Annotated in this window: 19 protein-coding genes and 1 pseudogene; all 20 read right to left on the bottom strand. The window is 41.9% G+C overall.

The window, feature by feature from the left end:
* Positions 1-123 precede the first annotated feature (123 nt).
* Positions 124-771, bottom strand: a complete 648-nt coding sequence (locus tag LKE05_RS11350; protein ID WP_022230034.1) for a DUF6100 family protein — start codon at positions 769-771, stop codon at positions 124-126.
* Complete coding sequence (locus tag LKE05_RS11345) at positions 761-2,854, bottom strand: VirB4 family type IV secretion system protein (protein WP_022230035.1); 2,094 nt, start codon at positions 2,852-2,854, stop codon at positions 761-763. The genes LKE05_RS11350 and LKE05_RS11345 overlap by 11 nt, the downstream gene beginning before the upstream one ends.
* A gap of 82 nt (positions 2,855-2,936) precedes the next feature.
* Entirely contained in the window at positions 2,937-3,269 is a 333-nt protein-coding gene (locus tag LKE05_RS11340; RefSeq protein WP_022230036.1) for a type II toxin-antitoxin system HicB family antitoxin, read from the bottom strand.
* Positions 3,266-3,526 (bottom strand): type II toxin-antitoxin system HicA family toxin, encoded by a 261-nt coding sequence (locus tag LKE05_RS11335; RefSeq protein WP_308456932.1) that lies wholly within the window; start codon positions 3,524-3,526, stop codon positions 3,266-3,268. Before LKE05_RS11335 ends, LKE05_RS11340 begins: the two co-directional genes overlap by 4 nt.
* Positions 3,527-3,644: 118 nt before the next feature.
* Complete coding sequence (locus tag LKE05_RS11330) at positions 3,645-3,770, bottom strand: hypothetical protein (protein ID WP_022230038.1); 126 nt, start codon at positions 3,768-3,770, stop codon at positions 3,645-3,647.
* 73 nt (positions 3,771-3,843) lie between these two features.
* A complete protein-coding gene (locus LKE05_RS11325) occupies positions 3,844-9,507 on the bottom strand; it encodes an S-layer homology domain-containing protein (RefSeq protein WP_308456931.1) in 5,664 nt (1,887 codons plus the stop codon).
* 53 nt (positions 9,508-9,560) lie between these two features.
* Positions 9,561-10,226: a TraC-like domain-containing protein gene (locus LKE05_RS11320; RefSeq protein WP_022230040.1), complete on the bottom strand. Its 666-nt coding sequence runs from the start codon at positions 10,224-10,226 to the stop codon at positions 9,561-9,563.
* Entirely contained in the window at positions 10,223-10,519 is a 297-nt protein-coding gene (locus LKE05_RS11315; protein ID WP_022230041.1) for a hypothetical protein, read from the bottom strand. Before LKE05_RS11315 ends, LKE05_RS11320 begins: the two co-directional genes overlap by 4 nt.
* Positions 10,520-10,542: 23 nt before the next feature.
* Positions 10,543-11,016, bottom strand: a pseudogene (locus LKE05_RS11310) (C40 family peptidase); the annotation flags it as partial.
* A gap of 469 nt (positions 11,017-11,485) precedes the next feature.
* The gene (locus LKE05_RS11305) at positions 11,486-13,342 is read right to left on the bottom strand and encodes a serine-rich family protein (RefSeq protein ID WP_308456930.1); all 1,857 of its coding nucleotides are present in this window, start codon (positions 13,340-13,342) and stop codon (positions 11,486-11,488) included.
* A gap of 35 nt (positions 13,343-13,377) precedes the next feature.
* Positions 13,378-13,719 carry a hypothetical protein gene (locus tag LKE05_RS11300; protein WP_022230044.1) on the bottom strand — a complete coding sequence of 114 codons (342 nt, stop codon included), beginning with the start codon at positions 13,717-13,719 and terminating at the stop codon, positions 13,378-13,380.
* Between the two features lie 3 nt (positions 13,720-13,722).
* Positions 13,723-14,106: an A24 family peptidase gene (locus tag LKE05_RS11295; RefSeq protein ID WP_022230045.1), complete on the bottom strand. Its 384-nt coding sequence runs from the start codon at positions 14,104-14,106 to the stop codon at positions 13,723-13,725.
* On the bottom strand, positions 14,106-15,884 hold the full coding sequence (locus tag LKE05_RS11290) for a hypothetical protein (RefSeq protein ID WP_022230046.1): 1,779 nt from the start codon (positions 15,882-15,884) through the stop codon (positions 14,106-14,108). Before LKE05_RS11290 ends, LKE05_RS11295 begins: the two co-directional genes overlap by 1 nt.
* 13 nt (positions 15,885-15,897) lie before the next feature.
* Positions 15,898-16,752: a copper amine oxidase N-terminal domain-containing protein gene (locus LKE05_RS11285; RefSeq protein WP_308456929.1), complete on the bottom strand. Its 855-nt coding sequence runs from the start codon at positions 16,750-16,752 to the stop codon at positions 15,898-15,900.
* Positions 16,753-17,047: 295 nt separating this feature from the next.
* Positions 17,048-17,521, bottom strand: a complete 474-nt coding sequence (locus LKE05_RS11280) for a hypothetical protein (RefSeq protein WP_022230048.1) — start codon at positions 17,519-17,521, stop codon at positions 17,048-17,050.
* Positions 17,518-17,964, bottom strand: a complete 447-nt coding sequence (locus LKE05_RS11275; RefSeq protein ID WP_022230049.1) for a prepilin peptidase — start codon at positions 17,962-17,964, stop codon at positions 17,518-17,520. The genes LKE05_RS11280 and LKE05_RS11275 overlap by 4 nt, the downstream gene beginning before the upstream one ends.
* On the bottom strand, positions 17,961-18,428 hold the full coding sequence (locus LKE05_RS11270; RefSeq protein ID WP_022230050.1) for a DUF4320 family protein: 468 nt from the start codon (positions 18,426-18,428) through the stop codon (positions 17,961-17,963). Before LKE05_RS11270 ends, LKE05_RS11275 begins: the two co-directional genes overlap by 4 nt.
* Positions 18,429-18,432: 4 nt before the next feature.
* Complete coding sequence (locus LKE05_RS11265; RefSeq protein ID WP_022230051.1) at positions 18,433-18,654, bottom strand: hypothetical protein; 222 nt, start codon at positions 18,652-18,654, stop codon at positions 18,433-18,435.
* An 18-nt stretch (positions 18,655-18,672) separates the two neighbouring features.
* Positions 18,673-19,542 carry a hypothetical protein gene (locus LKE05_RS11260; RefSeq protein WP_022230052.1) on the bottom strand — a complete coding sequence of 290 codons (870 nt, stop codon included), beginning with the start codon at positions 19,540-19,542 and terminating at the stop codon, positions 18,673-18,675.
* An 18-nt stretch (positions 19,543-19,560) separates the two neighbouring features.
* Complete coding sequence (locus LKE05_RS11255) at positions 19,561-20,466, bottom strand: hypothetical protein (RefSeq protein WP_308456928.1); 906 nt, start codon at positions 20,464-20,466, stop codon at positions 19,561-19,563.
* Positions 20,467-20,473: the final 7 nt, after the last annotated feature.

Raw genomic sequence — 20,473 nt, 5'->3', positions numbered from 1 at the left:
CTGCCGTTAAATCCTGTAATGACGCTTTCTTAACGCATATAAGGGCAGGTGCATTTATATATATGGTATGACGAGGGTACGCCACTAACCAAAATTCAAAAATGCACCTGCCCCCACCACATTTTACAGCAAATCATTCGACAAATAATTCATAAATTCGCTCAACTGCGTCTGCGGAATAACATATATATGACAGGCGGGAGTGTCGGATATTTTAGAGAATAACCCAATGTCAAGCCTGAACTGTTCGTCGTCCTTAACCACTCTACCCTTGATTGCGTTCGGTATCATCTTCCACGACTTATTGTCTTGATCGTATACCTCCCTGTTGTCATAATCACAATATTCCACAATCGCCAAAAATGCCTTGTCGAACATCGGCAGGGGCTTGTCGCATTCTTCTAATAACCGCGTCAGCGTATCCTGTATATAGCTGTTCGTCTTATATCTGCAATTCGGGAGCAGTGTATTAAGCTTTATATGCAGCCAGCCCTCCGCTGTAACCTCTATCTCACCCGCAACCTTTGAGATTATTTTTTCTTTCTTCCCATTTTCCGAAAAAGGCTTCATAATACGGTATCTGTCAATAACGCATCTTGCAGTAACACACGCCGATTCCACCGTATCAAGAATATCGCCGAGCCTTTTGTCAATGACCTGTTCTGATTTGCTTTCTGACATACTTACCCTTGATATTGCCTGTATTGACCGTATCAGCGTTTCCTGCACATATTTCAGCTCTTTCTTTAAGGTGTCCATATTAGTCATCATATTGTTTTCGTTCCTCCAATTTCCGCCTGCGCTTTTTCTCCAAATCAGACCGTTTTGTAGTAATTAAATCATACACATACGGCGACGCCTTAATGTCAATAACAAGCTTGTTTCGGTTAGCGCACAGCAGCGCCTCGCCTCTGTTATTGCGTATAACCTGCATGGCTTCCTCATCAGACAACGATAAATGCTTCTGAACGGTAAACGCCTCGTCCTCTTCAAGCTGGAGAACAAATTTGATACGGGAGTTATTTATGATTGCCTTACCGTATTTTCCATCATCAAGAGCAAAGAAATCAGATATATCCTGCGTCGCCGCTATCGCGCTTCCGCCGTAACCGCGTATTACCTTGAATATCTCCAGAACATAATCCGCCGCAAGCCTGTTGCCCGATGAGCCTATGAGCGTCCACAGCTCGTCAAGAAATATGACCTTTTTCTGAATGCGGCTTTCTTTTGCCTTGTCCCATACAAAGTCAAGAGCGATAAACATTCCCAAAGCCTTCAAATGCTCGTTCATTTCCGAAATGTCAAGCACAATATATTTGTTATCCAAGTCCACATTGGTGCTGCCGCCAAACGCCGACAATGAGCCTACCGCAAACTTTTCTATCATCAGCGCCAAGTCCTTTGTCTTATCCTTTGACAGCAATTCGTTATATAAATCCTTTAAGGTAGGCATTTTCTTAAACCGTCCGTCTTTGTCAAACAGCGATTCGTTATCGTATGTAATACCGAATGTCTTATATGTACGAACAATCGCACCGTCTATGAGATTTAACTCATTCTGCGTGATGTCATTCTTTATGAGCGAGAAGAAAATCATAAGCTTCTGTATCTTCTCCGCTAAAATGGAATCGTTACGCTTATCACCGTGTATTTCATAGTCGGTATTAAGCGTTTTCTTACGAATTTCCATAATATTGATACAATCCTGCGAGGACGGGGCAATTCTTATGTACTTACCGCCTATCCTGTCGCACACCTCAGCGAACTCATGTCCTTTAATCGGGGCTATGATAAACACCTGCACTCCCTGCTGTCTTAATCTCAGCGCTATGAGCTGCATTAAGAATGTTTTGCCCGCGCCGGACATTCCGAGAATACAGGCATTTGCATTTGAATATTTATCTGCATCAAAAAAATCCAGTATTGCTACTGAATTGTTGTATTTATTTAAACCTAAGAAAATACCTTCGGGGTCATATACCTCCAAGGATGAAAACGGGAACGCCGCCGCAAGCGAATCGGTCAAAACATTTCGTCTTGATTTCCGTTCCAAGTCAGCGTCAAGCGATACCGTAGGCAATGCGGACAAAAACCCCTGCTCATGCTTATAGTCGGCGCGCTTGCATACCATATCCATTGACGCGCAAAGTGTTATGACGTCGCTTACATTACGCTCAATGGTTTCTTCATCTTCCGCTGTCACCTCTATGATAGTGGACATATAGTAAAAGTCCTGATTGGCTCGGTTCATACCTTCCTTTAAGTACATTCCGCTGCTTATCGCTGAGTCCAGCTCCTCAAAGTCGGAACGTGTATCGGCTACCTCACGCATTTTACTGCGGTTTATCATTGTTTTCTGCGCTATGCGTGATAAAATCTTGTCCCTCTGCATCCGCTTAAATGAAAATGATATGCCGATATTGTCGCCTGCTTCCACAAGCGAGGACAGCCACGCCGCTTCGTTTCTTGTACGATAACCATATCCGGCTATGTATAAATACGCGTGATAAATCCCATCTACTACAACATAGTCACGGCTTCCGTTATCAACCGACGACGGGGCTATTATATCAATAGCAGTTGTCTGTCCCGTCCATATCGGCTGTACCTCCGGCTCAGGCTCGGTGAATACCTTTTCGCGTTTTGGTCTTTTACTGAAAAAACTTCCTTTTGGTTTTTCCTCCTGCGCTATGATGTCATCCTCCTGTATATCGGTATTTACCGTAACATTCGGCTCATAGCTCGGTATATCGGCATCTATATTATCCGTTTCGTCCGCTGTATCCTCCTGTATATTTACAAAGCGTCCAAACGGCGTCTGCCGCAGTTGTTCATCTGTTATCTTATTACTCATTGTTTCCTCCTTAATTATATATTTTATTGCAATAAAAAATTGCCACTGTTAAAAGTGACAATTTCATCATATTATATTATTCTTATTCTACATATGCTCTGATAGCGTCCTCTACTGTTGAGTTCAGCGTTTTGTTATGTGACGCGGCAAATTCTGCAAGATTTTTATGGAGCATCGGTGATATTCGCACATTAAAAGTCCCTTTATATGTCTTTTGAGGTTCAACACCTTGTTCAGCGCACATTTCAAGATAATCGTCAACCGCCTCTTCAAAATCAGCCTGCAAGCTTTCTATGCTGTCACCCTCATACGAAACAAGACCGTTAATCCCAATTACTTTACCGTACAGAACCTTATCTGATGAAGAATATTCTACCGTTCCCAAATAATCTTTATACTCTAACAGATTACTCATATTAAATCCTCCCTTTCTAACACTTCTGTAATTTGCTTTATCTGATATTCTAATAATTCCTTTCTCGGATGCGGTTTATGCAGAATAACAGGAATATCGCCTTTCATAAACTTTACTCTTGAACCGCTTGTTTTGCCTTTATTAGACATCACAAAGCCCAGCGCTTCCAATAAGGTTTTCATCTCATCAAAAGTAAAATCTTTCGGATTGCTTTTTAATTTTGCAATTAGTTTTTCTTTCTTACCCAAAGTATTCACCTCATACTATTATTATATCACAATTTTCAAAAAATGCAACTGTTTTTTAGTCGCATTTGTTTTTTGAAAAATTTAGTATATAAAGCAGCTTCATTTCTGAAACTGCTTTATATACTATTTATTCTGTTTTATTATCGGAATTGCGTATAATCTCCTCGGCTTTTATGCAGCCGTTTTGCTCCCATTCCTCAAATTCCGTCATACATTCTATAAGCGGGTCATTCCGCTGTTCTGTGTTTTCCATTTTTCCACCTGCCAGTATAAAATCATTTAGATGATATTATACCACTAATACCGCTAAAAAGCAAATATACTTTTTATTCCGCAGGGAAATAGAACTCTACATTGTACGTTATATTACATTTATTATACATACAATGCGATGCATAATAGAAAAACTCCAGCTTACTGTACTTACCCTGTTCAAGAGTACCCGTCATAGTAATACCATTACTCACATCGCGCTTCTCTATCAGTTCCCATTCGCCCGTATGAACATTAAAGCCCCGTACCTGTCCGTAGTCATTACCGCTATGACCGTCCACGGCTGGTACGTCAAACTCATACTTTGAAATGGTCGCGCCGTCAATACCCTCTTCAACAATACGGCTTTCCGCATCTACAAGCTCCATACCTCCGCCGCTCATTTCGTCAGCGGCAAAGAACACTACCGCTGTCGCCGGCGATTTAAGCCCCGCCGTATCAATAGCTCTGCATCTGATAATATGCTTTCCGATTGGGTACGTCCCGTCGTCTGTCACGCCTTCCCATTCAAAATGCACCGCGTCACCGTCAGGATCGGTTGAGGTTGCGGTCAGCGTCATACTTGAACCGGGTGCAATACTTATAGTGTCGGGGTCTCTGTATATTGTAGGCGCTTCCGGCGCACTGTTGCTTATTGTTACGTCAACCGTGTACCAGTCTGAAAATTTACCGTACCGGTCTTTTGCGCGTACCTTTACATACGTTGTGCCGATAGGATAATAATCATTGGACGGCTTGTTCTGATACTCATATCCCATAATAATATCACCGTCAGGGTCAACAGCGGACGGGGACAGCGTTGTATAATACTTCCCGTTACTGTATCTGCGCGTCTTATTTACCGACACACCGCTCACATACGGCGCTGTGTTATATACCTCAATCGGTATGGCATATCGGAATACCTTTTCTGTTTCGTCCTCTATATATGCGATAAGCTCATAGCTGCCAAGAACATTAAACGCTGCCGATATACTGCCGCTTGAAAAATTAAATGTACCATAGTCGGTCATATTAACAGGCGTTCCGTCCTTTTCAAGCTTCCACTCAATATTCTGATTACCCCATTTTGACACGCTGTAGCTTGCACCGTAGCTGCTGTCTATGTGCATATTCCTTGCAAGCGAGGTTGTCAAATTCGGCTTCGGATATACCCTAACAAGCGTTGTAAACTCGCGCTTTTGTCCGCCTGCGTCCGTTGTTCTTGCAATAAGACGGTATGTACCGTAGCTCTTAAAGCTTATCTGTCCGCTCGTTTTCGATAACAAGCCTGTGCAGTAGTTGGTATAAAGCACTTCGCTGCCGTTATTCTTTGAGATGTACCAAGACACAGAATTAGGCGCGTTCTTAAACGCCGCCGTAACCGTTACAGGCGTATCGGTATGCGTAATCTCCGGCACAATAATATCCGCTGAAGGCATATTGTATATATTTATACTTTCACTTGTTATCGCAGTATTGCCAGCCTTGTCCGTTAATTCCGCATACAGTATATACGTCCCTGTCTGATTAAATGTTATCTGTCCGCCGTCATTTGTCAGCGCACCGTCAGCATATTCCAGATAGTTTTTCTTTGCCGCGCCGTTTTTGGATATGTACCACTGTATTTTATCCCAGTCGCCGCCGCTTACTTCCGTAATAACCTTATTGCCTATACCAACATATCCGGTTTCGGATATATCTATGCTGATACTCGGTCTGCCGTATATTGTTATATTACACGATTTCTCTTTTTTATTGCCCTTCCTGTCCGTAAGAACAGCATATACCGTGTACTCGCCGCCCTGTGAAAAGTATATATTGCCGCCGTAATTACTGAGCGTGCCTGTTACATAGTCATTATACGGTTTTTTCTCACCGTTTTTCTCAATATACCACGCAATTTCACTGTCACCTATATTACTAAGCCTTGTGCTTACGCGCACAGTTTCTTGTATATACACGGTTTCCTTGTCTATATCAAGCTCCATTTCCGGCGCGTCCGTTACCGTTATCACAGCCTGCTCTGTATATGTCCTGCCCGTCTTATCTGAAGCTATAGCATACACCGTGTAAATGCCTGTTTCCTTAAACGTAAGCTCACCGCCGGAATTGCCCAGAGAACCGCCTGCGTGTTTTAAATAATTCTGCTTTTGGGCGCCGTCCTTGGATATATACCACGATATATCGCCTGTATTTTCGGTATCAGCTATGATTGTAACCTTTTCATCAGTGTATGCTTCATTTGTACTTAAAGCTAATTCAATACGGGATACTTCATACACCGATATGCTTTTTTCATACTTGAATTTTCTGCCCTTTTCATCTGTCACAGCCGCTTCCAGAGTATAATCGCCGGACTTATTAAAGCTGATACTGCCGCCATTATCCGTTAAGCTTCCTGCAGCATACTTTGTATATTCCTTGCCGTTTATTGTCCATACAATGCCTGTGCCTGAAACGTTGGATATATCAATATTTGTATTGGTATATGTGTATTCGGGCATTTCAAAGCTTGGCGTCAGTGACGGATATATCGTTATCGGTTCTGAAGCAAATGTATATTCCTTTCCGTATTCGTCTGTAACTAACGCCTTTACGGAATATGCGCCGCTTTTGCTGAATCTAACCGTACCGCCTGTATTCGCAAGCGTTCCTGCTGCATAGGTCTGATACGGTTTATCGTTTATGTACCATTCGGCATTGAGATTTGACATATTCTCATTTTCAGATACCACCGCTATCTCCGTATCGGTATAGCTGTATTCAGGGATTTCTATACGCATCAATGGCGGGACAATAATCCGTATCTTTTTAGTGCAGCTATATGTTTTCCCTGCACGGTCAGTCACAGTCAGCGTTATGTTATATACTCCTTTATCCTTAAAGCTTACCGCGCCGCCCTTGTCGGTCAGTGTACCGTCTGCATATTTACCGTACTTTTCAGACTTTCCGCTATCCTTTGAAATTGTCCACTCACTTTTATAGCTGTTGTCTGATGATATATTTACTGTTTCGCCTGCATATCCGTATTCAGGAACAGTAAAATCAATTTCAGGAGTGGCATTTATCATTATATCCTCCGAGTATGTAAATACCCGTCCCGTTTCATCCGTCACTTTGGCAATAAGCGTATAATCGCCTGTATTGGTAAAGGTTATATTTCCCCCGTCGTTTGTCATTGCCCCCTGAACATACGCGCTATAATCCTTTTCTGCTTTTCCGTCTTTGGATATGAGCCACTGTATTTTAAGGCTTCCAAGCTCGTTTACTTTCGGAATAACCGTTATGTTTTTATCCTTATACCCGTACAGCGGCAAAGGATATTCCGCTCCGCTGTCTGCTGAAAAGTCAACCTCCGGCACAGGATACACCTTTATAATTTCCGAGCTGTATTCAAAAACACGACCAAAGCTGTCCGTTACAGACGCTTTCAGTATATAACTGCCCTTGTCCTTAAACCGTATTGTGCCGCCTTCGTTCTGAATCGTACCATCTGCAAGCTCTTTAAATTCGCCATTGTCCTTTGATATTTTCCAGACAATATCCAAACCGTCAGCTTCTATGATATTCGTCTTGATTTCAGTATTTATGTCAGTATGCGTATTTTCAGGAACCTCAAACCCTATCTGCGGCACAGAATAAATATCGGTCTTTGCGTCATATCTGTATTCTCTGCCCGTTTCATCTGTAATACTTGCTGTTACGGTATAATGACCTTTTTTCTTAAACCGTATTGTACCGCCGCTGTTATCGAGTTTTCCGTCGGCATACTCACTGTACGGTTTGTCATTTATATACCATTCAATATTAAGGCTGTCAAGATTTTGCACATCAGGCTTAATGAGAATATCGCTGTCCGTATATGCGTATTCGGGCAAAGCGTTATCCCCGTAGCTTAAAACAGGTACTTTATACACCTTAATTGTCCGAGATGCTGTATATTCTCTGCCTGCGCTGTCCGTAAACCTCGCCGTTACGGTATAATCACCGTCTGTCTTAAAACGGATACTGCCTCCGTCAGCGTTAAGTATTCCGTCAGCGTATTCGGTATATTCCTTTTCAACGCCGTCCTTTGCTACGCTCCATCTTGTGTCCGCCGCGTCAATATTTACATACTCCGCTGTGATATTAACATCTGTATCTGTATGTGCTGTCTCCTGCATTGTAAAGCTCATCTTTGTAACAGGCATTACCTTTATATTCTTTGAATATTCAAAGCTTCTGCCCGTTGTATCAACAGCGGATAATATTAAGGTATAGCTGCCGCAATCACTTAGCTGAATATCCCCGCCATTCTCATTTAATACAAAGCCTGTATATTCGGTATATGGTTTCTGATCACCGTTATCCTTTGAAAGATACCAGCTTACATCATAACCGCTTAAATCTGATTTCTGCGCTACGGGGAAAACATTGTCCGTATGCACTGTATCAGACGTTTCAAAAATCAGTTCCGGCACAGGATATACGGTTATCGTTTTACTATCCTTAAAACTGCGGTTTGCTGTGTCGGTAATTTCATATTCAAATGTATAGCTGCCGCTTTTTTTCAATATTACGGTGTTATCATTCCCGTCTAAGCTTCCGTCTATATGTTCGGCTATATTCTCTATCGGCTTACCCTCAAACAGAACATTCCATTTAGCCGCACCGTCTGCAGGCTCTTTATCCGTATTTGCGGATATATTTATTTGGGTGTCTGTATGCGTATATTCGGGTATTTGGATATTTACGTTTGTTGTATCATACACCGTTATATCCTTTGAATACTCATATTTTATTCCTCTTGAATTTGAAGCTGATGCACAAATACGGTACTTGCCCGCTGTCTTAATACGGAAGCTGCCGCCCTTATCGGTAAGCGTTCCGTCTATGTATTCGTCAACCGAAACAGGCTCATATTCCTGTGCTTCGTCCGAATACCGCTTTAATATCCATTCTATTGATTTTACATATTTATTTTCGGTTGTAAATTCAATCACGGTATCCGTATGCGCTGTGTCGGGGATTGAAAACTCAACCTCTGCCTTTCTATTTGACGAGCCTCCGCCTCCGCCGCGTATTACTCTCGGCGTCGGGCTTGGCGATGGATTTTGCGTAGGTTCAGGTGTGGCGCTTATTCCGCTTGTCTTAATATCCCACGCTATACAGAATATTTTAAACACCTCGCCGCGCGTTATATTTCCGTATGGTCTGACCGAATTATCAGGATAACCGGAAATAATATCGTACTTTTTCGCTGTATTTATGTACCCTTTATCCGATTCGGAAATCATATAATCGTCCACATACGAAGTGGATTTAGTTTCAAGCTCAGCCTGTCCTGCAAGGTCAAGCCATCTTAATACATACCGTATCATCTCAATACGGGTAAGATATTTGTCGGGCATATATTCCTCGCCGCTCTCGTCCGTAAGGATTATCCCCTTATCAACAAGTCTTTCAATATCCTTCTGCGCCCAATGTCCCTGTATGTCATTAAAGGACAGCGTATTAACATATTCTTCATCATATGTTCTTGAAATCATAGCCGCTATTTCAGCGCGTGTAATGTTATTTTCGGGAAGTATATTCCCCTCCGGCGTTCCGAACAGAATACCCTTATCGGTAAGCTGTTCTATATATTCCGCCGCCCAGTGTTCGTCTGTGACGTCGTTATATGACACAGCCGCAAACGCTTCCAATGCTGATGACAGCATTACAAAAGCTAACAGTATTGACATTATTCGTTTCATTCTTTCACGCTCCTCGTTGTATTTAATTAAAAAAATCCCTCAGTCAAGAGAGATTAAAATGTATTCGTGTCCATTGTATGCACCTCGTCATACATACCGCCGATTTGTCCCGGCTTCATGGATTTTGCTGTGTATTTGTTTATCATTGCAAAGAATAAGTCTGTTAAAAATGCGTTATCCGATACCTCTAAAACTTCCATACCGCATTGCGCCAAATATCGTCTTGCCTTGTACTCCTCATCCTCCAGATAGCGTTTTGCGTCCTCGAAAGTATATGCCTTGTCAAAGCCCTTCGGTGTGAAGTCAAATGCTATGAAGAACCGCTTTTTAACCGCCACGTTATATGACAACTGCTCAACAAAGCTCATTTCATCGGCTATCATATTCCTGCACTCATCATTGTTTTCCGTTTCCAGAAAACCGCCCAGACGTTCAAGGTATGTTGATATGTCCGCTTTCTGCGTCAGCACCCGTATCTGCATATTATCGGGTGCAATCTTTAAATAGCTTGCGTAGTAGTAGATTATATTCTGCTGCTCCGTTTCCGATTTTAAATAGAAATTAACAGGCAAAACCTCTATCACCTTGACATACCGCCCGTCCTTCATTACGATAACACCGTCTTTAAATTCCTTTACAGGCAGCCACTTCTGCGTGCTGCCCTCGTAGTATTCAATTTCCTGCGACCGGTCCTTTGAAAATATATCTTTTAGCTTCAAGTAACCTCACCCCTATACTCTAATATTTTTCTGTTTTTCCGCCATTGCCACCAAGTACGGACAAATATACTCAGCGGATCGTCGCGTATCCCCATAAGCGCAAGCCCGCCTATCGGTATAACGAACACGGACGATAATATAATCTTCCATGTAAGTCCCACGGGACATAGCTTAAAGACAATAAAGGCAAAGGGAAGCGCGAGTATAACCGCTTCCACTACATTTCGCGTAGAAAAAAAGCCCATTATCTTGCCGCTGTCCTCAAAATTAGCGGGAATTAAAAAATCGTTCAATATTGTTTCCTCCCTTCATTAAATTAAAGGCGCCCGTAACTATAAAAATGACTGCGCCAATAGCTTGTGTCTATTGATGTGTACTGAATAGGCGAGCCGCAATGCAACATTCGATTTTGCCCTACATATATTCCGATATGCGTTACCGTTTCGCCCGCATTGTACGTTCCCTGAAAAAACACCAAATCTCCCGGCTTTGCTTCGCTTGCCGATACCCTCGTACACTGGTTATATATCCCCTGCGCTGTCGTTCTCGGCAGGTTATGTACTCCGCTGTGCGTATATACCCAGCAGACAAAGCCTGAACAGTCAAAGCTTGTTGACGGTGATGAGCCGCCGAATACATACGGATAGCCGAGATATTTCTCCGCTTCATTTATAAGCTTCGCAAAGGTGGCGTCATTATATGCCTCCGACGGTATTCCGTTATTCGTGCCGCCTGCTATTATAGGCAAATCAGGGTTATTGCTTGCCTTTGCCTGTCTTATGGTATTTACCATAAGCGTTACCCAATTCTTTTGGTCATCGTCAAAGCCATACTCGTTCATTACTTCGTCTGGAGTTTTGCCCTGCATTTTATCAGATGAAATAGAGCTTTGCGACATTTTCATTATATCCTGCTTATTATTTACAGCGTCAATGGATATAAGCCAGAGTTTGTCCTCCTCGCTCAAATCGGTATCATCATAACAGGACATAAGATAATTTGCGTGTTCGTGTCTTGCCATAAGCTCGGTATCTTTCAGACTTCCCCAATTAAAAAGCACCTGCGGAAGTGAAAAGATAACCAATATCGGAATCATAACTATGAGCATTATTGCCGCTATAATCCCTGCTATAACTTTAGGTGATAGTACCTTTGTAGCTCCGCTTGCTACTGCCAAGAAATCCGCTGTAACCGCACCGCGCACAATCTGCGCTGTCCCGTGAAGCTTATGAGCAATGTTACCCGCTGTCGCTACCGCGTTATTTTGTTTTTCTGCCATTATCACCGCCCCGTTTCTTCCGTAATCTCATTTCATTGGTAGAGTCAATTTTCTTTATCGTCGTCTGCTTATGGTACAGTGTTCTGTCCTGCTTCTTGTTTACAGCGGCAGGGTTATATCTGCCGTTTTTGTATTCGTGATTTATCTGCCTGTGATTATTAACTGTCTGCTGACGGTTTACATTATCGGTATGCGAATTGTTATTAACACCGCCTGTCATGCTGTTTTTCTGCGTATTTACAACAGAACTTGACTGACCTCCTGCGTTATTTACCGTCTGACCGCCGTTTTGGATATTCTCTGTGTTATGCGATGTGCTTCTGCTTCTGTCCGTACCGCCGCCTTGTGATATATTGGTCTGCGGACTTTCTGTTGATTGCTGTACCTGTGTTACGCCGACGACGGAGCTTGAACTGCGCTCTGTATTTACACCGCCGATGTTATGTACTCCGCCTCCGTTTACACCGATTGCGGGATTTCTTGCAATCGGCGGTCTGTTCTTTGTCCCTGCACCTGACATACCGCTCTTTTCCGCATTAAAATCACTTGTATGACTTGATGTTTCCCTGCTCTTATCGCCTGCCGGATTCGGTTTTCCGTACCTTGCCGCGTGTACCGCCGGATTACCGTTCGGGAACTCGTTATATCTTTCGTCCGTTTCAAAGGTTGAAAGACCGTATTTACCGTATCTATGCGGTTTTTCTTTGTTCTGAGCGTTCTGGTTAAATGCGGACTGATTATTCTGATTTGTTTGCGACTTATTTATCGGTTGTTGAGTTGGTGTACTGTTTCCGTCTGCTGACATATTCACTGTTGACGAAGAACCGCCTGTACGTCCTGCGATTGACGCCGCTGTACGCTCGGTATTTGTATGACTGCCGCTGTTGCCTGCACCGCTCCTGTTATGCCGTCCGTATGATTTGTGCCTTTGTCCGCCTGATGAGCGTGCGCCCGTATCCCTGTTCGCGGATATATTTCTGCCGATAGTTGACGCCATAGTGCGAACTGCTACCATTGTCATCATACCCGGAAGTCTGCTTCCCATTGCATTACCTGTTTGAGCAGGGTTTAGTCCGATTTTGCCGATATGGCTGTCAATTTTCCGCGCCACTCTTGTTAAAGCTATGACAAAGACAAGCCATATAAGGACACTTCCGCTTGTTACATTATCCATTGCGGACAATATCAGCTTCAAGAACACTATATTCATAATCATCATTACCATCATAGAGCCGTACATCCTGCACCAGCCACGAAAAATATCGTTTGTATTCTTGCTTCCGCCCATTGCAAACGCAAGCGGGGCAAAGAAAGTCAAAACAGATGTTACAACATACCTCTCTCCAATCTCAAACAACAACTTAATATATTGAAATATGAGGATAAAGCCTACCACAATCACTATCAGCCATTTTGCGCCCGAACCGATACTGAACATACTCTGGTCGGGTATGGCGAGGCTTAATTCGGGCGGTATCTGTAAAAGCTCGATAACCTTACCCGTTATCCCCATAGCCATATTACAAATCTGTCTTGACGCAAGCAATAGGAATGAAAACACGAATGTTCTGCAAAATATGTGCTTCGGGTCTTCACTCTCAAAGCCTGCGCCGGACATCATAACCTTTAAGGACTGGAACACCATATTTGCTATTAAAAGTCCCCAGCCGAGTGCAAGAATAATATTTGTAATATCCTTTATGACGGGAGCAGTTTTTTCAAAGTATGACATATCCATACTCATAACACCGACTAATTCCTTTGCCGCATATTCCATAATGCTGACTACCATTTCGTATATCCATTCAATCAAGCCTTTCATTATTGGTTCCAGCAATGGCATCACTCCTTTCCTTAGTTATTTCTACTGACTTACTGTATCGTTGCCAAGCCTGCCAAAAGAGGTCTGACATACGCTAAAAATGCGCCTATACCATTGATAATCGCCCACGCGATCCAGATACGTTTGAGCCAGTCCACACTTTGGTCTACCTTCTGCTGATTATTAGACAGCTTCATGCCGACAACACATATCGTCGTCATAAGCGCGGCTAAAACCGTACTGATACCCGCAATCTTGTTATATACGTCAACAATAATGCGGTTTGCGACCTCCCACATATCCTCCGCGTATGCGTTTACGGCAAAGCAAAAGACAAGGTAGATGACAAGCGGAACGGTGTTTTTCAGTATTCTTTTAAGTTTTTTATTCATCCGCTAACCTCCCTTCAAAAATATTACGGCTTTAATGATGTACCCTATACAGAATACAAAGGCAAGCGGAACGCTTTTCTCAGACTTAATGTATCCATACAAAACCGCCGTTACAGTCGTAGGGATAAGAACTAAAGAAAGCTCATAAAGTCCGAGATACGCTCCGGCTGCCGAAAGGAATTTGACATCACCTCCCTTCATACCGTCATATTTCAAGGCAACAAAAAAAAGCGGGAGTGTTAAGAGAAACAATCCCGTTACCTTGTCAAATACAGACGCATTACTGAATACCGATAAGGCATACATACTGAGTATTACGCTATTGGGTATCTCGCGTCTTGTATAATCCGTATATGCCGCATACAAAAGTAATATAGTAAATAGCATTAACTCATTGATGAAAAATCATCCTCATACATATCGCCGTTTATGGTAATAGTCTTGGATAACTTCTTACAGAACTCTATATTGCCGACACCGCCGCCCGAAATATATATATCAAAGCTATGGCTTGCAGGCTCTTCCTTTGTCCCTGCAAGCGCAACATCTGTATATATCTTTCTTGCGCCTGCTTCTGATATGGGACTTTTCGGCAACTGAAAGCCCTTTCCGCTTTTCTCCATAGCGATTGATTTTGACTGTGTGCCAAGCCTGTTTATCACATTCCACGGAATATATACCGTAGCCTTTGTCGGGTCTTTGACTTTACTCGTGGTGCTTCTGCTGTTGCCCCAGCTTGAACAATAATCACCGTCATTGTCAATAAGCTTTGTCTTTATACTGTAATTGACCTTTGTTTCAAAACCGTAGCCCGATTTAAAGGTTGACGGAGTAACCGTTGCATCAGCACTTAAAGTTGTCCTGTATGTAAAGGTATGATAACACGTCCTGTATTTCGGAGTACCGTCACTGTAACTTCCGTATCGGACTCTATGCGAATCTGTTTCCGTCCATTCAATCTCACCGTCGCATACTCCCGATGGCTTTATAATATCACTTCCGCCGCCAGTGCCGCCCGTTGATGGCGGTGGCTTAATACCGTCTTTAGGATAGCACTTTATGTTTAGATATTTTATCGGATTAGCACCGTCAAACTCAACTAAAACAGGCTTTTTATCTCCCGTTTCAGGAATACTGCTATCCGGCAACTGTATGCTCCAGCCTCCATAGTCATACCCTTCAATATCCTGCGGAGTATATGTAATTGTGGTTTTCTTATCTCGCACTACCTGCTCACCCGGTATTGTTTCCTCACTCATAATGCGTCCCGCTTCACTGTCCCAATACCGAACTCTAAGCTCGGTATCAATATATGGATAGTATTCAATGTTCAAGTCCTTAACAGGCATCCACGGAGCAAGCTCTATTCCGACGTCACGCTCTGTACCCGAATACTGAATATCCTGTCCTTCAGGTCGAACATTCCAGCCGCTGTATTCGTAGCCCTCCCAATCAGTGATATGGATATTGGTCTTTACCGTCTGGTCTCCTATCATTTCGCCCAAACTGCGCTGTTCTTCATAAAATACTTTGTTATGCGGAACATCCCAATACTTCACATTCACCTTTGCTTCAGGTGACGCGCTTACAATTACTCTTGCAGTGGCAAAATACCAATACATTCCCTGTGGGAACCATCTGTTTATGCCTATTGACTGATGATTTCCGTTGTCGGACCAAGGGTCAAGCGAGCCTACCTGTGTTGGAACATCACTTTTAACGCATAGAAAAAACGCTGTTTCGCCCGGCTCGGTTAATTCAAACTTTGATGAATTAAGTATATTGTAATTATACTCGTGATAACTGTCGCCCAAAGCTCCGTAGTATTGAAAATCCCAAACCTTGATAGCATTTCCGTCCATTGGATCACTTAAATCCTCAAATACTATGGTATCGCCCACATAGCACTGCATAGCAGGAAACTCGGTACTCAAATCATTATCCGAATAGCTTTCAAGCATATCCTTTATCTCTCCGTCTCGCATACGGATAATACGGAACTTTGCTATTGGCTTTTTTACAGCTTCGCCATATAAATTATATACAGATTGATGGCGATAATCTTTATCTGCATATTCATCACTGTAATCTGCATTTACTGCAATATTTGAGCATAGAAAAACGGCTGTCATTGCGACAGCCGTTAAAGCTTTTCGTATATTCATTTATCAAACCTCCTTAATCCTTTGCGGGATACGGATACTTAAAGGTTTCCGTATAGTGATATTCCTTTACCTCTCCGCTGCATAAACGCTTAACGCTTAATGTAAACTCCATAGGCATTCCGTCCTTTAATTCAAACGTTGTCTTGTTTTCCCTTGTGGTATAGTATTCTGCGCTTACACTAAATATTTCATCACCATTCTTTTTTGCATTTCTCCACTGATTACGATTATGCGTTTCCCAGCCAAGTATTGCACCCATATCTTCGTCATAAATATTAAACTCTGACGGAGTAATGAAATCAATCTTAAATTGGTAATTATCACAATCCGAATAATCTCTGACATTATCCATCGTTATCCAAAACAACTTACCCTCGTATGGATTTTCAGGAAAATGTACTGTCAGTTCGGGTTCGGGAAATGCCACAGGTTCGAGCGGAGATGTTATCGTTACAGTATATGTATTCTCGTCCCAATCCACATCACAATTCAGCATTTCCGCAACAAACCTCAGCGGTACAAATGTTCTGTCTGCTTTTATCATTGCAGGCACATCAAATGTATATAACACACCGTTCAGTGTCGCCCTTGATGATAATATATGAGTAATTATCGTATCCTTACCCTTTACAATAGTTACTTCCTGTTCTCCGCTGTTCCAAGATACATCAGCGCCCATAGCCTCACTAATAAAGCGTATAGGAACAAGCGTTCTGTCTTTATACAGATACGGCTTTGCGTCTGGGAAATCAATTTTATTTCCGTCAAGCGTTACCGTAATATCAGGTGTTTCTTCTGCCACCGCATAGCTTGTGCTTAAAATCGCAAGCATCATCATTGTCAGCAATAAAGTTAAAATCCTTTTCATTGTCTTTTCCTCCTTTTCAAATCGTTTTTAATATAAGTGTTACAAGCTTGTATTCTATTTATATCAGCACTGAGTACCAATGTCAAGAACTATTTACAAAAATGTACTTCCGTAAAAATGAAATCGCATACCTATGCGGTTTTTCGGCATTTTTAGTACAAAACTTTTTTTAAATTTGTTCTTCCGTATTTTTTAAACTGAAAGAAATTTTTGCAGATTGCCGCGTGAGCGGGCGCAGTCGTACACAGGTACTTCAAGCTTGCGAAAGTGGTGATATGCGAAAATTTAATCAGTTTTAATCCATACGAAAATTCGTTGAAGATATATTGAATGGTATCTCAATTTCTCCGATTAAAAATGAGAATAAACTCCTTGCAGTCGCGTACCCTTTCACAGTGAATACTGCCGGATTGCTCGTTCCGTTTACACTGGTGAAATTCAGCCTGTATATAAACTTCCCATCTCTATATTTTCGGTTATAGCTGTCTAAGCCCATATCATCGCCGAGAAATTTATAGAACTTGTTTTTTGCAAGTCCGACATTAAGATTTACTATCTTATCCTGTCTGTACGAATCGCCCATCGCATACTCAACAGCACAGTTTACCGTCCTTTGCAGGTGCATTTCTATTTCCTGCTGCATAATATGAACTCTGTAAAACTCGCCAACCGTTACTATAAAGGTTATCATAAAGAATACAAGTATCATAACCAATAATAGACCGCTGCCCTTTTTCTTTTTTGCAAGCTTTTCTTTTAATTTTATCAATACACACCGCCTCCCAAGATTATAGTCATTACATACGCGGCTGTCAAAACAGGGATAAGCGGCAGGCGCCTGTCCCTGTCAGATTTTCGCACAGCAAGCCACGCATACATTACTCCGCTAAGCACAAACATTGAAAATGAGAATAAACACATATTCCGTGCGCCTATTGCAAGATATATCACAAATATTACATCAAAGTCGGCTTCTCCCACCCATTTCTTTAATATTTTTACCATTAAACATATAACGCCGTAGATTGCCGATGATATGATTACATATCCGATAATATCCGCTTGTATAATAACTCTTGATGCAATACCAAGAGCAAATACAACCACTGTCCCTGCATACAAAAGCCACGCGGGAATTTCCCTGTACTTAATATCCAATACCGAATAGAATACAAGAATTATGAATGTAACTATGTATGTAATATATATCATTTCCAAAACTTCTCACTCATTCCTGTCATTCTGACCTTCATTGGAATAGTAAAGCCTATCGGATCGCGTCCCAATGGAGTAAACACGTCAAAACGATAGCTTGTTGTGCAAGTCACATCAAACGTGTTGCGTAGCTGTATCTTTTTCTGAGCCGCATTGAAATAGCTTGCGCTTACAGACATATTCGCGCCCGCGCCTATGTTCGTGTTATTTTTCAGCGTAGCAAACAAGGCATTTGTATTTGACGTTACCTGTCCCGATATTTCTATCTCACGCACCACGCGTCTGCAGGTATAATTCAAATTCAGATATACGGTAAATATACTGAAAAATGAAACAGCCGTAGCAATCAGCGTGATGAATACAAGCGTTTTGATGATAAGCTCATAATACGCGCTGCCTTTTTTCTTTACTTTAAGAAAAGCAGACAAACGCCTGCTTTTCTTCTGTATTTCTTTTTTCATTGCTTTATATACCGAACGCCGATTTAATCTTAGCGATTACTCCGTCCCAGACCTCCACGATTGCGTCCTGATAGTTTTTCATGAAGAACGCGCCGACTACAACAACAATAAGTATAACGATAAGCCAGCCCGTAATCTGGTCGCCTTCGGTATTCTTAATAACGCGCTTTGCATTTCTCATAAACTTATCCTTTGCAAGCTTTGTTTTTACAAGTAATTTATTCATTCTGTCAAATCCTTTCTTTTACATTATTCCGCCCAAAGAATTAAAGAGGTTTACTCCCACTACATAGAACAGCGTAAATATACCGATAACTACGATAGGAATAACCATCATCTTAACTCTGCCCGGACGTTTATTTAACTCTCTTTGCATTGTTTCATGCGATAATAGCGACATATCGGATAACAAGTGATTGAGCGCCGCCTCCTGATTATCACCTCTGTTTACTGCTATAAGCGCTTTGGTTAGTCGTGACATATAGGCATTGCCCACACGTTTGTCAAAATCCAACATGGCATTTTCAAAATTTCCTGATTTCAAATCAAGAACAAGCACCTCAATATCATATTGAAGTCCTTTTCCTGCTATTGTACTGTAGCTTTCCAACAGCTTTATAACGTCTTTTTCTGTTTTAAGTCCCTGCACAATAGCGCGTATAAACTTAGGCAGCTCGCTTTCTATAAGCTCATCTTTTTCCTTTAAGCGGTCATTGACCTCTCCGAAAAAGTGAAAATACACTATTACTGCTAAGATACATACCACTACAGCCATTGACGGCATTATAGCAACTGCTGCCAATGTACCTATAATAGCTGTACCCGCCGCCATTACGACAGCACGAGCGTAATATTCTTTCGGTGTAAAGATAATCCCTGCACGCTCCAGCTTTATTTTCATTCTCCGTTCCTTGAAATCATCAAGACGGATAAACGGAGCGACAAGCTTCATGACGGGTAGAAGCAAACGCTGATTGAGCGTTTCCGTCATTTTGGTCTTACCTGCAACACCTCTGAGCCTTTGCGTGGCGCTGTATGGCGGAAGCTTCAGCACACTGCTTAAAATGCTGAATATCCCCGCTGAAATTAAAATAAAGATTATTATTATTGTCATATCAAATTCTCCTTTCCATTACAGCGGTTTGTTTATTCTTAACGTCAAAAATGCTGATATTATTGTTAATATAAGCATAAGAACTATAAGCAGCTTTCCGACAAACGTGTTTATAAGAATATTAAACCATTCAGCATTTGAAAAGCGTAGTATTGGTATTATAGAAAATGCCAAGATGATAGACATAAAGTATTCCTTCCATACATTCATCATTACGGTATCAGCCTCTATCTGTAATTTCTTTGCGTCATTCATACCGTCAATGACAGCGGGAAGAATAAACCTCATATCACCCGACTTTTCCTGCGATAACACCAGAATATCAATCCATTCCGAAAAGTATTTGTTGTTGAGCTTCAGTTCCAGACGACGCAAGCCGCGCCGGATATTACTGTCTATAAGCGTTACGTCCGTTATAAATTCAGCAAACGGTCTTTGAACATCAAGCTTTGACAGGTTTTCATTTACTGCCTTTATAATATCGTTACAGCTTATATAGCTGTTAGTTATAAGGCTCAGCGTATTTTCAAGAAGCTCATCCTGATTACGCTTATACCATCTTGACTTGACTTTAAGGAATATGTAAGGGACGGGAATTAAAGCAAGCCCTGTTACTAAGGCGAGTCCCGTATCGGTAAAAAGCATTTTTCCCATACCTATCCCTGCCGCACAGAATACGGCAAGCATAGCGGCAAATATCTTCATATTACTGCCTCCCATTGCTACCGTATTCTGTACCGTTGTAATAATTTGGTCTTTTAATGTCAGCCTGCTGAACCGCTCGTCAACATTACGGAATTTCTCCTCCTGTACCTGCTTAGACAGTGAAATATATGACTTCCTTCTAAACGGATTTATTCCGGTAAATAAAAATGTGCCCGTAAGTAGGAGCGCGAATATCATAATCAATATTATATTTTGCAATCTCAAA

The organism is Hominilimicola fabiformis (assembly GCF_020687385.1).
In the GTDB taxonomy this organism is placed as follows: domain Bacteria; phylum Bacillota; class Clostridia; order UBA1381; family UBA1381; genus Hominilimicola; species Hominilimicola fabiformis.
Note: the sequence above shows the minus strand (reverse complement) of the source record. Positions and strands in the feature narration are given on the sequence as shown.

Coding starts and splice junctions, on each gene's coding strand:
- LKE05_RS11325 (WP_308456931.1), bottom strand. CDS start 9,507: ATGAAACGAATAATGTCAATACTGTTAGCTTTTGTAATGCTGTCATCA.
- LKE05_RS11270 (WP_022230050.1), bottom strand. CDS start 18,428: ATGAAAAAAGAAATACAGAAGAAAAGCAGGCGTTTGTCTGCTTTTCTT.
- LKE05_RS11340 (WP_022230036.1), bottom strand. CDS start 3,269: ATGAGTAATCTGTTAGAGTATAAAGATTATTTGGGAACGGTAGAATAT.
- LKE05_RS11300 (WP_022230044.1), bottom strand. CDS start 13,719: ATGAATAAAAAACTTAAAAGAATACTGAAAAACACCGTTCCGCTTGTC.
- LKE05_RS11285 (WP_308456929.1), bottom strand. CDS start 16,752: ATGAAAAGGATTTTAACTTTATTGCTGACAATGATGATGCTTGCGATT.
- LKE05_RS11350 (WP_022230034.1), bottom strand. CDS start 771: ATGATGACTAATATGGACACCTTAAAGAAAGAGCTGAAATATGTGCAG.
- LKE05_RS11295 (WP_022230045.1), bottom strand. CDS start 14,106: ATGCTATTTACTATATTACTTTTGTATGCGGCATATACGGATTATACA.
- LKE05_RS11290 (WP_022230046.1), bottom strand. CDS start 15,884: ATGAATATACGAAAAGCTTTAACGGCTGTCGCAATGACAGCCGTTTTT.
- LKE05_RS11265 (WP_022230051.1), bottom strand. CDS start 18,654: ATGAATAAATTACTTGTAAAAACAAAGCTTGCAAAGGATAAGTTTATG.
- LKE05_RS11345 (WP_022230035.1), bottom strand. CDS start 2,854: ATGAGTAATAAGATAACAGATGAACAACTGCGGCAGACGCCGTTTGGA.
- LKE05_RS11330 (WP_022230038.1), bottom strand. CDS start 3,770: ATGGAAAACACAGAACAGCGGAATGACCCGCTTATAGAATGTATGACG.
- LKE05_RS11275 (WP_022230049.1), bottom strand. CDS start 17,964: ATGATATATATTACATACATAGTTACATTCATAATTCTTGTATTCTAT.
- LKE05_RS11260 (WP_022230052.1), bottom strand. CDS start 19,542: ATGACAATAATAATAATCTTTATTTTAATTTCAGCGGGGATATTCAGC.